Below are 13858 nucleotides of genomic sequence, written 5' to 3' on the forward strand. Positions count from 1 at the left end.
GTCGTGATCATGTCGGTTCCGACCGGCATCGCGGGCTGTGTGGCCGGCGCCGCGATCGGCATCCCGCTGGGCGCCGCGGCCGGTCTGATCGGTGTCGGCGGGCCCGCCGCCATCGCGGTCGGCATCGGCCTGTTCAACCGCCTCAACGCACCGGACTCCACCCCGGCCAGCTAGCCGCTGAGCGACTGCCGGACCGGGACCACCACGGTCCGGCCGAGCCGCGGCGGGCGGCGCGCCCGCCGCGGCGAGCAGCAGTGCCGGTGCGGGAGGCATTGCGTAGCAACAGAGTCAGGCATTGCGTGACAACAGAATTCGGGCCGGATCGCTTGGGGGCGATCCGGCCCGAATTCGTTGGTGCTGCCGAAAGGGTCCGGCAAAACCCGAATGCCCCACGGACATGTCCGTGGGGCAAGGGATTTCGTATCGAACTAGCGCGGGCGGCGCGACACGATGGAGTCGCGGATCAGCACGAAGGCGATACCGGCCGCGAACAGCACCAGGAAGATGTAACCGACATTGCCGGTGCCCGAGGAGCTGCCCTGCTGGTTCTCGAACAGCATGGCCAGCAGGATCACGACGACGACCCAGCCGGCGGCGCGAGCGGTACGGCGCGACTCGCCGCTCCAGCCCCACGCGGCGGACGGAACCTCGGCGGTGTCGACCTTGGTGACAACCTCAGAGGGGTGCGCGGGTTCCAGTTCCGTGGCGGCCACTGTGGCTCCTTTACGGCTCGAATCGATTGCTGGCCAATATCGTGACATACGACCCAGCGTCGTAGCGAGCAGGGGGCAGGGGACAATGGATCCGTGTCCGACGTTGTGAGAGTTCTGCTGCTGGGCAGCACCGGTTCGATTGGTACGCAGGCACTGGAGGTGATCGCGGCCAACCCCGACCGCTTCGAAGTGGTGGGTCTCGCGGCGCGCGGGGGTAACGCGGACCTGCTGGCCCAGCAGATCGCGGCCACCGGGACCGGCAACGTGGCGGTGGCCGATCAGGCGGCGGCCGCGAAACTCGGTGTGGCACTGTCGGGTCCGGACGCCGTGACCGAGCTGGTCCGGCGCACCGACGCGGACGTGGTGCTCAACGCGCTGGTCGGCTCGCTCGGCCTGGAGCCCACCCTCGCCACGCTGGAATCGGGGCGGCGACTCGCCCTGGCCAACAAGGAGTCTCTGGTGGCGGGCGGCTCGCTGGTGACCCGGGCGGCCAAGCCGGGACAGATCGTGCCCGTGGACTCCGAACATTCGGCGCTGGCCCAGTGCCTGCGCGGCGGCAGCGCGGGCGAGGTCGCTAAACTGGTGCTCACCGCCTCCGGCGGACCCTTCCGCGGCTGGACCACCGAGATGCTGGAATCGGTGAATCCGGCCGAGGCCAAGACCCATCCGACCTGGTCCATGGGGCCGATGAACACGCTGAACTCGGCGTCGCTGGTGAACAAGGGCCTCGAGCTGATCGAGACGCACCTGCTGTTCGGCATCGACTACGACCGCATCGACGTCACCGTGCACCCGCAGTCCATCGTGCACTCCATGGTCACCTTCACCGACGGCTCGACCCTGGCCCAGGCCAGCCCGCCCGATATGAAGCTGCCCATCGCGCTCGCCCTGGGCTGGCCGGACCGCGTTCCCGGCGCGGCCGCCGCATGCGACTTCTCCACCGCCTCCACCTGGACTTTCGAGCCGGTCGACAACACGGTTTTCCCGGCTGTCGAGCTCGCCCGGCAGGCCGGTAAGGCCGGCGGCTGCGTGACCGCGGTCTACAACGCCGCCAACGAGATCGCCGTGCAGGCATTCCTCGACGGGCTCATCCGATTCCCCGACATCGTGCGCACCGTCGCGCGCGTCGTGGAGTCCGCCGACCGCTGGAGCGCCGAACCCGGTAGCTTGGACGAGGTGCTCGCGGTCGATACGTGGGCGCGCGACACCGCACGCACGATCGTGCGCGGCTGACACCAGGAGGGCTCGGAACCGGATGGTCTACGCGATCGGCTTCGTACTGTTCGCCCTCGGGATCACGGCCTCGGTCGCCCTGCACGAATGCGGCCACATGTGGACCGCACAGGCCACCGGCATGAAGGTGCGCCGCTACTTCATCGGTTTCGGGCCCAAGGTCTTCTCCTGGCGGCGCGGCGAGACCGAATACGGTCTCAAGGCGCTGCCGCTGGGCGGGTTCTGCGATATCGCGGGCATGACCGCCCTCGACGAGCTCGAACCCGAGGAACTCGACCGGGCCATGTACCGGCAGGCCACCTGGAAGCGGCTGCTGGTGATGTCCGGCGGCATCCTGATGAACTTCCTCATCGGCTACCTGCTCATCGTGCTGCTCGCGGTCGGCTGGGGGCTGCCGCGTTTCGATCAGCCGCCGGCCACCCAGCTCGGGGCGATGAGCTGTGTGGCCAATATGGCTCCCGACCAGTCGCTGCTGCCGTGCACCGGGCAGGGCCCGGCCCAGCTCGCGGGTCTGCAGCGCGGCGACCGGGTGACCGCGGTCGCCGGCGTCCCGATCAAGACCTGGAACGACTTCCGCACCCAGACCGAGAAGCAGACCGGCACCTTCGAATACACCGTCGAGCGTGACGGCAAGACCCTGCCGATCCAGGTCACCCCGCAGATGGCGACGGTCTACACCGACAAGAACGGCACCCCGAAAACCGTCGCCAAGGTCGGCGTCGGCCAGGACTACTACGCGCCGGTCCAGCACAACATCCTCAGCGCGATTCCCGCGTCGGGCGCGTTCACCGGCCAGATCGCGGTGCGCACCGTCGAATCCCTGGCCCAGATGCCCTCCAAGGTCGTCGACCTGTGGCACGCCGTCACCGGCGGCACCCGTGACCCCGAGACCCCCGTCAGCGTCTACGGCGCCTCCAAGATCGGCGGCGAGACCGCCGAACATGGCCTCTGGTCGATGTTCGTCCTGACCCTGGCCAGCCTGAACTTCTTCCTCGGCGCCTTCAACCTGCTCCCGCTGCTCCCCCTCGACGGCGGCCACATGGCCGTCGTCATCTACGAAAAGCTCCGCAACCTCTTCCGCAACCGCAAGGGCCTCCCCGATGGCGCCCCGGTCGACTACCTGAAGCTCCTCCCCGCAACCTACGTCGTAGTCGTCATAGGCGGCGCCTACATGATCCTCACCCTGGTCGCCGACATCGTCAATCCGGTCAAGCTGTTCCCCTGAGCCTGAAAACGGCTGGCTTCCAACGGAACCGGCATCAGTCGACCTGAGCGGTCCGCTGATGGGTGTCGGTGCGGCTGGGTAGTCTGTCTCGCCGAGGCCGCAACTGGGCTCGGGTGCGGATCGGAAATCCAAAGTTCCTGGCGCAGAGCGCGGCTCGAGATCAACTGTGCACGAGGAACGGGGTCTGGGTCGTGGAGTTGGCGCGTGGTGCAAATGCGCTCGTGGCCGCGTCGGCGGTATCGCTGGTGTTGGAATGGGATGGCGATCGGGAAGTCGACCCACATGCTCTGCTGCTGGCCACGACGGGGAAGATCCGATCCGACGATGATTTCGTCTTCTTCAATGCGCCCCGCCATCCGTCCGGTGCCGTTGTGCTGGAACAGATCACGATCGGGCGGGCCGGACTGGCGGTGCACCTGAGCGAGATCGAGCCCGGGGTGGACCGTGTCGTGATCGCGGGATCCGTCGCGACCGGTTCCTTCCAGGACGTTCCAACGCTGGTGATCAGCGTTCAGGACGACGGCCGTCGGCTGTTCGATCACCGTATTTCGAGCCCGGAATCGGTGCAGGCCATGGTGTTCGGTGAGTTCTATCGCCGTGACGGTGGCTGGAAGTTCCGTGCGGTCGGACAGGGCTGGTCGAGCGGATTGCGTGGCCTCGCCGAGGAGTTCGGCGTTGCGGTGGACGACGATCAGGCGCCGCCATCGCCACCGGCTGTTCCAGCGGTACCGCCGCCAATGGCGGGTGCCGAGGTGTCTGCGCCGGTCATGGCTCCCGGCTGGTACGTGGCGCCGCAGAGCGCCGGGCAACTGCAGTGGTGGGACGGGACGGCCTGGACAGGGGACCGGCGGCCGCAACACCCACAGCACGATCCAGCGACCTGCGAGCGCTGCGGCCGGCCGAGGGCGGTGCGTCGAGTTGGTGGCGCACCACCGAGCCGGCGCACCGACCGGTCCGCGGTAGGCCGACTTGTTGTCGACTCGCCGTGCCAATGGTGTCTTCGCGAAGTCCACCAGCTGATGGAGACTTGGCGAGGCCAAGCATGGCAGGTGCTGACCGCAGACGGGCCCCGTGGGGCGCGCTGGGCCGAACTCTGGGTCGTGCTTCGTTTCCATATGGTCAGCGAGTTCACCGGACGCGAGGCGTTGCGGCCGCTGGCGATCGCTCACCTGGAGCGGATGGTCGCCTTCGCTTTCGCCGACGACCAGATCGACCAGGAGGAGCTGGACGACTTCGACCGGACCGTCTCCGAGTTGGAGGCCGCCGCCGATCTGTCCGCCGCGGGATCGCTGATCCATGGTTTGCGGCAACGGATGCTCCGCGGTCGGTCGCTCACTCAGGTGCGGGCCGGGGAACTACCCCGGGTGAGCCGGCCCGATCTGCACCTCGAGATGGACGAGCTGTTGCACGTGGACGTCGACGCGGTGCAGATCAGATACCTGGCCAGCGGTCCGAAACAGAGCGCGGGGCGGTTGATCGGCAGCAGCCGGAAATTGCGTTTCATCGGCGATGGTGCGGGGAGCGAACTGGCGTGGGCCAAGATCGTGTCCGTTCGGCACGAGTACGACACGGTGGTGATCGATGCGACGACGGCCCGGGGCGGCGGTCGCTACCGGGTGCGGGATGCCGAGTTCGTCGCCGCCGTGCTGGAGGGCACGCTGCGCATCGCCAAACGTCGGGTGCTCGCGCCGGGACAACGCGACTCCCGTGCGATTCCGCAGGATGTGAAGTCGCAGGTCTGGCAGCGTGACGCCGGGAAATGCGCCGAATGCGGCGCCCAGGAGTACCTCGAGTTCGACCACGTCATTCCTTGGAGCCGAGGCGGTGCGACAAGTGTGGACAACCTTCAGATCCTGTGCCGGGGCTGCAACTTGGCCAAAGGCGCACGCATCTGACAGTGTCCCGCGCCTCAACGTGGGGAACCCGCGCCTCAATGCGGTGAAGTTGTTCCGGTAGCGGAGATTTCGCGGAGGAGCTGGCGGCACAGATGATCGGCGCGGCGCGTCGTTTCGGGCTGGCGGTATTCGGGGGTCAATGAGAGGACCTGGCTACAGGCGGTATCCAGGTCGATCAGGTGGCCGACCGAGACGTAGATCGGTTTGACGTCGGCTCGGGTGCGGAGGGCGCGGCCGACCGGGTCGCCGTCGATGGTGATGACGGTGGAGGAGCCGCGCTCGGGGGCGGGCTCCTCGAACTCGCCCCAGGCGTTCTTGGCGACTCCGATGGTCGGCACGCCGGTCAAGAGGCCGAGGTGGCAGGCGAAGCCGAAGCGGCGCGGGTGGGCCAGGCCCTGGGAATCGCAGACGAGCAGATCCGGTGTGACGGTGAGGTTTTCGAGGGCGGCCAGGGTGGTGGGGAGCTCGCGGAAGGCGAGCAGGCCCGGCACGTACGGGAAATCGGTGGTGCCGCGCGCGGTGGCGGTCTCGACGGTCTCGAGCGTGGTGGCGTCCAGCACCACAATGGCGGCCGCCACATTGCCGTCGTCGTCGTAGGCCGAGTCAAGCCCGGCAATCGTCCGGAATTCCGGTGGCCGGGGGTTGGCGGCGATCACCCGCGTGCGCAGCTGATCTTGCAGTGCCACGGCCTCTTCCGGTGTCGCCGGCCACGGATCTGGATTCGCTACCTTCACTTTTCGGAGCGTAAACCTTCGCGTCGATGGCAACGAATATGAAGCGTGGGCCCCGGGCCGATTCCGAGTCCTGCAGTCGGCGCGGGTACCCTTGTCGCCGCCGTCACAGGGCGACCGGTATCAGAGCCTCGGTAAGCTCGGAGCCGGTAAGGGTGAGGACTAAGTCGAAAGTAGGCAGCCGATCGTGAGCAGTGCCATCACTTTGGGGATGCCGGCCGCACCGGCGGCCGTCCTCGCACCACGGCGCAAGACGCGCCAGCTGATGGTGGGCAATGTCGGAGTGGGGAGTGAGTTCCCCGTCTCGGTCCAGTCGATGACCACCACCAAGACCCATGACGTCAACGCCACCCTGCAGCAGATCGCGGAGCTGACCGCGTCCGGCTGCGACATCGTGCGCGTGGCCTGCCCGCGTCAGGAGGACGCGGACGCGCTGGCGACCATCGCCCGCAAGTCGCAGATCCCGGTGATCGCCGACATCCACTTCCAGCCGCGCTACATCTTCGCCGCCATCGACGCGGGCTGTGCCGCCGTGCGGGTGAACCCGGGCAACATCAAGGAGTTCGACGGCCGCGTCAAGGAGGTCGCCAAGGCGGCCGGTGACGCGGGCATTCCGATCCGCATCGGCGTCAATGCCGGCTCCCTGGACAAGCGGATGCTGGAGAAGTACGGCAAGGCCACCCCTGAGGCGCTGGTCGAGTCCGCGCTGTGGGAGGCGGGCCTGTTCGAGGAGCACGGCTTCGGCAATATCAAGATCTCGGTCAAGCACAACGACCCGGTGATCATGGTCGAGGCCTACCGCCAGCTCGCCGCGCAGTGCGACTACCCGCTGCACCTGGGTGTGACCGAGGCCGGCCCGGCATTCCAGGGCACCATCAAGTCAGCGGTCGCGTTCGGCTCCCTGCTGAGCGAGGGCATCGGCGACACCATCCGCGTCTCCCTCTCCGCCCCGCCCGCCGAGGAAATCAAGGTCGGCACCCAGATCCTCCAGTCCCTCAACCTGCGCCCCCGCAAGCTGGAGATCGTCTCCTGCCCGTCGTGCGGCCGCGCCCAGGTCGACGTCTACACGCTCGCTGACCAGGTCACCGCGGGCCTCGAAGGCATGGCGGTCCCCCTCCGTGTGGCCGTCATGGGCTGTGTCGTGAACGGCCCCGGTGAGGCCCGCGAGGCCGACCTCGGCGTCGCCTCCGGCAACGGCAAGGGTCAGATCTTCGTCAAGGGCGAGGTCATCAAGACCGTCCCCGAGCACCTCATCGTCGAGACCCTCATCGAGGAGGCCATGCGCCTCGCGGAGGAAATGGGCGACACCACCGAATCCGGCGCCCCGGTCGTTACCGCCGGCTAGCCACACCCCAGCCCCGGCCCGGTCCGCATCGGCATCACCGCCGCTGCCGCCCGGGCCGTTCGTCGTTCGCGCCTCGGCCCTGGACCCCGTACCGGCCGCCGCGTTCGGAGTGGTGTGGGGCGGATGTCGTACCGAGGGGTTGGATTGGGTTGGGGGTTGGGGCTTTTGCCTGATGGGTGGGCGGTTGGGGACAATCGTGCGGCGCGGGCCGGGAAGTTCTGGCAGGCTGTGAGCGTGCGGAGTGTGCTGGAGCCGACTCGCAGGGGCCGGACGTCCGGGACCCGTCAGCTCGCGAACCGCGATCTGACGCAGGTCTTGCGTGTGCTCGACACCGATCCGGTGGCGACCTGTATGGTCGCCGCGCGCCTGCAGGAGTACGGGCTGGACCCGCGCGGGGTGTACGGCGAACTGTGGACCCGGGGTGGGCCGGCGGAGTCGCTGTGTTTCTCGGGCGCGAATCTGGTTCCGCTGCGCGGTGGTCGCGACGATATGAAGGCCTTCGCGGAGCGCGCGATCAAGGGGCCCCGCCTGTGCTCGTCGGTGGTGGGGCGGCGCGAGCTGGCCCTGCCGCTGTGGGAGTTGCTGGCCGAGCACTGGGGGACGCCGCGGGAGGTGCGCGAGGATCAGCCGCTGCTCGCGCTGGAACGGCCCGCGAGTATTGCGCCGGATTTGCGGGTGCGCCGGGTCCGGCCCGAGGAGATCGACCGGTATCTGGTCGCGGCGGTCGCCATGTTCACCGAGGAGATCGGGATCGATCCCCGCACGGGTGACGGCGGGCGCAGTTATCGCCGCCGGGTGTCGGGGCTCATCGAATCCGGCCGGGCCTGGGCACGATTCGAGGACGGTGAGGTCGTCTTCAAGGCGGAAGTCGGCGCGTTGTCGCGACGCACCGGACAAATTCAGGGCGTATGGGTCCATCCGGACAAGCGTGGCCAGGGCTACGGCACGGCGGGCACCGCGGCCGTGGCCAATGTGGTGGTCTCCTCCGGGCGCACGGCCAGCCTATATGTCAACTGCTACAACAAAATTGCGCGCCGTGCGTACAGCAAGGTGGGGTTCCGTCAGGTCGCCACCTTTGCGACCGTGCTGCTGGATTGAGCCACATTCTGTGATGTGAGCATGAAATCCGTTCCGGTGCAGTGTGTCCGCGCCGGTTTGCCAGTAGTTGGCTCTAGCATCTGAGCCGATGTCAACACGGGTCTTCGTCATGCTGATCGCCGCTGCGGTCGCCCTCCCGGTCACCGCCGCCGCGGCCGGTTGCTCGTCGGGTCCGCAGGGTCCCGCGCAGGCGGCCGAGGCCTTCGTCTCCGCCTTCGCCGACCATGAGGTGCAGGCGGCGGCCGACCGCACCAGCCAGCCCGAAAAGGCCGGCGCCGCACTGGCTTCGGCGTGGGACCAGCTGCAGGCGGAGAAGCTGGTGGCCACCACCGGCGCCGCCCGCGTCACCGGCGACACCGCCATCGTCGACTACACCTACGAATGGCATCTGCCCAAGGACCGCGTCTGGACATACCGGGGCCAGCTGCAGATGGGCCGCGCCAACGGGCAGTGGCAGGTGCGCTGGTCCTCCGCCGACATCCACCCGCAGCTGGGCAATACCCAGACGCTGCAACTGCGTTCGAATCCCGCGCCCCGGGCGCGGGTGAACGAACGCTCGGGCAGTGATGTGATGGTGCCGGGCACGCTGTACCGGGTGCTGTTCAAACCGTCGGCATCGTCCGATCCGACCAGGGTCTCCGCGGCACTGGCGAACGCCCTGCACCGCTTCGACGCGCACCTCACCCCGGACTCGCTGTCGCGCGCGGCCGGCAAGGCCGACGGCGCCTACACCGCGGCGCTGCTCTCGGAATGGGAGTTCGGCGAGGTGAATTCGCAGCTGCTGGGGCTGTCCGGGGTCACCTTCAGCAAGGAATTCGATCTGGTCCCCACCGACCGCCACTTCGCCCCCGACCTCATGACCCAGGTCCGCAAGACCGTCATCGACGAGGTGGACGGCAAGGCGGGCTGGAGCGTGGTGACCGTGAACGCCAATGGCGTCGACACCGATGTGCTGCAGGAGGTCGATCCCCAGACCTCCCCGTCGTTCTCGCTCAGCGTCGACCGTTACATCCAGAACGCCGCCCAGAGCGCGGTGGATGCCCGCACCGAGCAGACCATGATGGTGGTGCTGCAACCCTCCACCGGCGCGGTGCTGGCCATCGCCCAGAACGAGGCGGCCGATGCCGACGGCCCGGTGGCGGCGATCGGCCTCTATCCGCCGGGCTCGACCTTCAAGACGGTGACCGCCGCCGCGACCATGACCGCCGGCCACGCCACCCCGGACACCGTGGTGCCGTGCCCGAGCCAGATCGTGGTGGGGGAGCGCACGATTCCCAACTACGACCTGTTCAGCGTCGGCAACGTGGCCATGGCGACCGCTTATGAGCGTTCCTGCAACACCTCGTTCGCCAAGCTCGCCTCGGAGCTGGGTGGCCAGGATCTGCGCACGGCCGCGTCCGCGCTGGGGCTGGGCCCGGATTACACGATGGCGGGCCTGCCGACGGTGTCGGGTTCGGTGCCGCTCGACGATGATCCGGTGCAGCGCGCCGAGGACGGCATCGGTCAGGGCAAGGTGCTGGCCAGCCCGTTCGGCATGGCGATGGTGGCGGCGACGGTGGCGCACGGTTCGACGCCGGTGCCGTATCTGATCGCGGGCCATCCGACCCAGGTGTCGGGTGATCGGCCGCAGTTGAAGCCGCAGGTCATCGACGGGTTGCGGTTGATGATGCGCAAGGTGGTGCTCGGCGGTACGGCCGAGCGCATCGTCGATCAGGGCGAGGTCTACGGGAAGACCGGTGAGGCCGAGGTGGACGGCGGTTCGCACTCGTGGTTCATCGGCTACCGCGGTGATCTGGCCTGGGCGACCCTGCTGGTGCGCGGTGGCAGTTCGGACAATGCGGTGGCGGTGACGCGGGACATGCTCGCGGCCCTGCCCCCGGGCTACTGAGGACCACCGCCCGGCAGCGTCAGCGCTCGCTGTAGGTGTCGAGTCGCGAGCAGGCGACAGGATGGATCGCGCCGGAGTTGTCGGTCACGAAGCGTTGGTCGGCAAGGGCTTGGACGGGTGGTCCGTCACTGGACGCGTCGCCGAGGATCTCGGTGACGCCCGCACCGGCGAGGATCATGCCTGCGGTGGTGATCAGCAGAAGGGCCGAGCGCTTCATGTCCCTCTCCCTTGTTTGGGGATGAGTTGGGAGACCCGAACGTTCGCCGCTATCGGCGAACACGGTGGTGATCCGGTGCTCATTAAGGGTTGGCTGACTGTTTGCCAATGGAAGAAACGGTAATCGGTCACTTATGCCGAGGCAACCCACAAGTGTGCTGCCGCATTCCGTTTGGGCGAAGATGCGGCAGGTGACGGGCTAGGTTGGAGCCCGAAGTTCCCTGTCAGTTTTCCCGCTGCATGGTCGCCGCGAGGTGATGGGTCAGCGGTTGCTCGACTGCGGCCATGCGCAGCGAGTACTCGAGGGTGTCGCCCGCGACGGTGATGGTGCGGCCCAGCGCGGTCACCGATTTCGCAGTGCTGCTGAGGCCGATCGAGGTGGAGTCGAGTTCCAGGCGCAGCTCGCCGTCCTCGGTCACCAGGCTGCCCTCGCAGATCTCGGTGATGCCGGTGGGATGGGCCAGGATGAGCTCGATGCGGTCGGGGCTGATCGCCCGCAGGTATCCGGCCTCGCTGTGCATGGGCCGGCTGCCGTCGGCGGCGCGGGTGCGCTGCCGGTAGGTGAGGAAGGGGCGGCCGACGTGGCCGAAGTGCACTTCCTCCAGGTACTCGAACGGTTCGATGGTCGGGTATTCGCCGCGGCCGCGGCCGCGCCAGGTGCCCAGCAGCGGGGCGAGGTGGGCGATATCGGGGTGCGGCGCGACGGTGGTTTCGGGTTCGAGCACGGCGGACAGCTTAATCGGCCGGCGCGTAGCCGCGGGAGGTAGCCGCGCCCGGGCGCCGACATTCCCGGATAGGGGTATTGATCTCAGCGGCGGCTGGCCCGGCGGTAGCCGTAGGCGGAGGGGATGGCGAATACGATGATCAGGCCGGCGGACCAGGCGAGGGTCCGGATGAGCGGGCCCGCCACGGGTCCGCCCTCGGCCAGCGCACGCATGGTGTCGACGGCGACCGACATGGGCTGATCGCGGACCACGGGCTGAATCCACTGGGGGTAGGCCGGGAGCGGCACGAATCCGGTGCTGAAGAACATGAGCAGTGACGACAGCAGTGCGACGGCCTCGACCAGGGTGGACTTGGCGGTGAACACGGCGATGGCGGTGACCATGGTGGCGAAGGCCAGGCCGAACAGCACCGGAATCCACAGGAAGGCGAAGGCCTGCAACGGTCCCTGCCGAAAGCGGAAGCCGAGCGCGGCGCCGAAGCAGATGATCACGACGGTTCCGGCGAAGATGCGGCAACCCTCGGCGATGATGCGCGCGGCGAGCCCGGAGGCACGGTGCACCGGCAGCACCCAGAAGCGGGACAGGATGCCCGCCTCCCGTTCCCGGCCGAGCATGACGCCGCTGGCCACGGTTCCGGAGAGTGCGCCGACCAGGGTCACCATGGGGGTGGATCCGTAGAGGGCGCTGTGGCCGGAGAACTTCTGGATCTGCGAGCCCACCACGATATCGAGCATGAGCAGCAGCAGGCACGGCACGATGAGGGTTTCGAGCAGCGTGATGGGGTCGCGGACCCAGCGCAGCAGCAGGCGCTGGGTCTGAATCCAGGTATGCCGCAGCAGAGCTGGGGCCGAGCCTTCGCCGAAGCCGATGGTGTCGGCGGCGAGTTCGGGGTGGTCGAGGGTGGCCATATCAGGACCTCTTCAGGTTCTGCCGGGCGATGAAGTAGCAGGCCAGCGCGGTGCTGCCCACGAGCCACAGCAGCGGCGGCATCATGAGGGACCAGGTCACCGGGTGGGCCTTGCCGAGGGTGTCGCCGCCGAACGCGCGCAGCCCCTCGGCGAATTGGGAGACCGGCTGGTTGCGGACGAAGAACTGGACCCAGTGCGGGAATTGGTGGGCGGGGGCGAGACCGGTGGAGAGCATGCCGAGGATGAGCGGCGGCAGTACCAGCACCTGGGTGGTGGCCTCGGGGCTGCGGGTGGCGGTGCCGATGGCGTCCGCGCCGAGGCAGAACGCGATGCCGATGGCCAGTCCGAGGGCCAGGAACCCCAGGGTGTGCACCGTGCCGCCAACGAAGCGGAACCCGATGACGTGGGTGCTGACCACGGCCGAGGCGAGCCCGATGAGCAGCCGGAACACATTGGAGGACATGCGCGCCGCGGCGGGGACGAGCGGGTGCATGGGCATGGCGTCGAAGCGCCGGTCGAGGCCGGAGACCGCGTCGGTGGCGGCGCGGAAGGCGGCGGAGACCGCGGTGAAGGCGCACGCCTGCAGGATGACGATCGGCGCCATGAACTGCGCGTAGCTGCTGAATCCCAGTCCGGCGAAGGACATCACGCGGTTGAGCGGGATGTAGAAGCTGGCGGTGAAGGTGACGGGTGCCAGGATGGCGGTGATGATTTCGCCGGTTTTGACCGAGGGCACGATGAGCCGCACCGTGAGCACCCACCACTGGGCGAGGGTCGCGGGGGTGGCGCGGACGTTGGTGAGCCACCCGGCCGGTGCGGCCTCGACGGCAGTCATGCCCGGTTCCGATCCTCGGCGCTGAAGCGCCCGTCCGTCGTCCGGAACCGGACCGACGGCGAATCGTCTTCGGCCTCTTCGGATTTGGCGATGTGCCCGGTGATCTGGAGGAAGACGTCGTCGAGGGAGGGACGCCGGAGCGCGATGTCGACGAGTTCCATTCCGGCCGTGTCGAGCCGGCGCAGCGCCTCGGCGAGGGTCTTGGCGCCCTCCGGCGCGGGGATGGCGATCCGGTCCGAATCCCCGGTCAGCGCTTCGCGATTGGCGGCGGGCAGCAGGTCGCCGAGCGCGCGGGCGATGGCGGGCAGGTCCTCGATGCGCAGCGGCACGATCTCGCAGTAGCTGCCGCCGGTGCGGGCCTTGAGCTCGTCGGCGGTGCCGTCGGCGATGACCAGGCCGTGGTCGATGACGATGATGCGGTCGCAGAGCGCGTCGGCCTCTTCGAGGTACTGCGTGGTGAGCAGGGTGGTGATGCCGTGTTTGCGGAATCCGCCGACCAGGTCCCAGACGCCCTGCCGGCTGCGCGGATCCAGACCGGTGGTGGGTTCGTCGAGGAAGACCACCTCGGGCCGCACCACGAGTCCGCAGGCGATGTCGATGCGCCGTCGCATGCCGCCGGAGTAGGTGCCGACGCGGCGTCCAGCGGCCTGCACCAGGTCGAATTCCTCGACGAGTTCGTCGGCGCGGGCGCGGGCGGCGCGTTTGCGCAGGCCCATGAGGCGGCCGAACATGACGAGGTTCTCGTACCCGGACAGGGCGTCGTCGAGGGCCGCGAACTGCCCGGTCAGCATGATGGATCGGCGGACTGCGGCGGCGTCGGTGACGACGTCGTGCCCGGCGACCAGGGCGCGCCCGCTGTCGGGGGCGATGAGGGTGGACAGGATATTGACCGTGGTGGTCTTGCCCGCGCCATTGGGTCCGAGGATGCCGAGCACCTCGCCGGGCGCGGCCTTGAAGGTGATGCCGCGCAGCGCCCGGACCGCGCCGAAGGATTTCTCGACGTCTTCGACGACCACGCCGTCGACGCCGGTGTGCACGCTGCTCGG

At 68.5% G+C, this 13858-nt stretch carries 13 protein-coding genes; 6 read left to right on the plus strand and 7 right to left on the minus strand.

Annotated features, from left to right (window positions below):
* Positions 1 to 428 precede the first annotated feature (428 nt).
* Positions 429 to 713, minus strand: coding sequence for a DUF2631 domain-containing protein (locus AB0L60_RS36375; protein ID WP_364623898.1), 285 nt, complete (start codon positions 711 to 713; stop codon positions 429 to 431).
* 93 nt (positions 714 to 806) lie between these two features.
* On the opposite strand from AB0L60_RS36375, the gene dxr reads away from it, so the two are divergent.
* The 3 genes from dxr (at position 807) to AB0L60_RS36390 (ending at position 5066) form a co-directional block, all read left to right on the plus strand.
* Positions 807 to 1946: a 1-deoxy-D-xylulose-5-phosphate reductoisomerase gene (gene dxr / locus AB0L60_RS36380; protein ID WP_364623900.1), complete on the plus strand. Its 1140-nt coding sequence runs from the start codon at positions 807 to 809 to the stop codon at positions 1944 to 1946.
* Positions 1947 to 1968: 22 nt separating this feature from the next.
* Positions 1969 to 3171 (plus strand): M50 family metallopeptidase, encoded by a 1203-nt coding sequence (locus AB0L60_RS36385; protein ID WP_364623902.1) that lies wholly within the window; start codon positions 1969 to 1971, stop codon positions 3169 to 3171.
* 191 nt (positions 3172 to 3362) lie between these two features.
* On the plus strand, positions 3363 to 5066 hold the full coding sequence (locus AB0L60_RS36390) for a TerD family protein (protein ID WP_364623904.1): 1704 nt from the start codon (positions 3363 to 3365) through the stop codon (positions 5064 to 5066).
* A gap of 35 nt (positions 5067 to 5101) precedes the next feature.
* Here the strand turns inward: AB0L60_RS36390 and AB0L60_RS36395 are convergent, their stop codons facing one another.
* Positions 5102 to 5800 carry an endonuclease V gene (locus tag AB0L60_RS36395; RefSeq protein ID WP_364623906.1) on the minus strand — a complete coding sequence of 233 codons (699 nt, stop codon included), beginning with the start codon at positions 5798 to 5800 and terminating at the stop codon, positions 5102 to 5104.
* A gap of 184 nt (positions 5801 to 5984) precedes the next feature.
* On the opposite strand from AB0L60_RS36395, the gene ispG reads away from it, so the two are divergent.
* From ispG to AB0L60_RS36410, 3 genes are all read left to right on the plus strand, one after another.
* Entirely contained in the window at positions 5985 to 7142 is a 1158-nt protein-coding gene (ispG, locus tag AB0L60_RS36400) for a flavodoxin-dependent (E)-4-hydroxy-3-methylbut-2-enyl-diphosphate synthase (protein WP_364623908.1), read from the plus strand.
* 234 nt (positions 7143 to 7376) lie between these two features.
* Positions 7377 to 8240, plus strand: coding sequence for a GNAT family N-acetyltransferase (locus AB0L60_RS36405; RefSeq protein ID WP_364623910.1), 864 nt, complete (start codon positions 7377 to 7379; stop codon positions 8238 to 8240).
* An 88-nt stretch (positions 8241 to 8328) separates the two neighbouring features.
* Positions 8329 to 10128 (plus strand): penicillin-binding transpeptidase domain-containing protein, encoded by a 1800-nt coding sequence (locus tag AB0L60_RS36410; RefSeq protein WP_364623912.1) that lies wholly within the window; start codon positions 8329 to 8331, stop codon positions 10126 to 10128.
* A 19-nt stretch (positions 10129 to 10147) separates the two neighbouring features.
* On the opposite strand, the gene AB0L60_RS36415 is transcribed toward AB0L60_RS36410, so the two are convergent.
* From AB0L60_RS36415 to AB0L60_RS36435, 5 genes are all read right to left on the minus strand, one after another.
* Complete coding sequence (locus AB0L60_RS36415) at positions 10148 to 10345, minus strand: hypothetical protein (RefSeq protein ID WP_364623914.1); 198 nt, start codon at positions 10343 to 10345, stop codon at positions 10148 to 10150.
* 223 nt (positions 10346 to 10568) lie between these two features.
* On the minus strand, positions 10569 to 11069 hold the full coding sequence (locus AB0L60_RS36420; RefSeq protein WP_364623916.1) for a peroxynitrite isomerase: 501 nt from the start codon (positions 11067 to 11069) through the stop codon (positions 10569 to 10571).
* 83 nt (positions 11070 to 11152) lie between these two features.
* The gene (locus AB0L60_RS36425; protein ID WP_364623918.1) at positions 11153 to 11977 is read right to left on the minus strand and encodes an ABC transporter permease; all 825 of its coding nucleotides are present in this window, start codon (positions 11975 to 11977) and stop codon (positions 11153 to 11155) included.
* A 1-nt stretch (position 11978) separates the two neighbouring features.
* Entirely contained in the window at positions 11979 to 12812 is an 834-nt protein-coding gene (locus AB0L60_RS36430; RefSeq protein ID WP_364623920.1) for an antibiotic transporter, read from the minus strand.
* Complete coding sequence (locus AB0L60_RS36435; RefSeq protein WP_364624028.1) at positions 12809 to 13849, minus strand: ATP-binding cassette domain-containing protein; 1041 nt, start codon at positions 13847 to 13849, stop codon at positions 12809 to 12811. Before AB0L60_RS36435 ends, AB0L60_RS36430 begins: the two co-directional genes overlap by 4 nt.
* Positions 13850 to 13858: the final 9 nt, after the last annotated feature.

The sequence above is a fragment of the Nocardia sp. NPDC051981 genome (genome assembly GCF_040680715.1).
Taxonomy (GTDB): domain Bacteria; phylum Actinomycetota; class Actinomycetes; order Mycobacteriales; family Mycobacteriaceae; genus Nocardia.

Excerpts from the sequence above, each read along its gene's own strand:
- AB0L60_RS36385 (WP_364623902.1), top strand. The coding sequence starts at position 1,969 with ATGGTCTACGCGATCGGCTTCGTACTGTTCGCCCTCGGGATCACGGCC.
- AB0L60_RS36410 (WP_364623912.1), top strand. The coding sequence starts at position 8,329 with ATGTCAACACGGGTCTTCGTCATGCTGATCGCCGCTGCGGTCGCCCTC.
- AB0L60_RS36415 (WP_364623914.1), bottom strand. The coding sequence starts at position 10,345 with ATGAAGCGCTCGGCCCTTCTGCTGATCACCACCGCAGGCATGATCCTC.
- AB0L60_RS36425 (WP_364623918.1), bottom strand. The coding sequence starts at position 11,977 with ATGGCCACCCTCGACCACCCCGAACTCGCCGCCGACACCATCGGCTTC.
- AB0L60_RS36430 (WP_364623920.1), bottom strand. The coding sequence starts at position 12,812 with ATGACTGCCGTCGAGGCCGCACCGGCCGGGTGGCTCACCAACGTCCGC.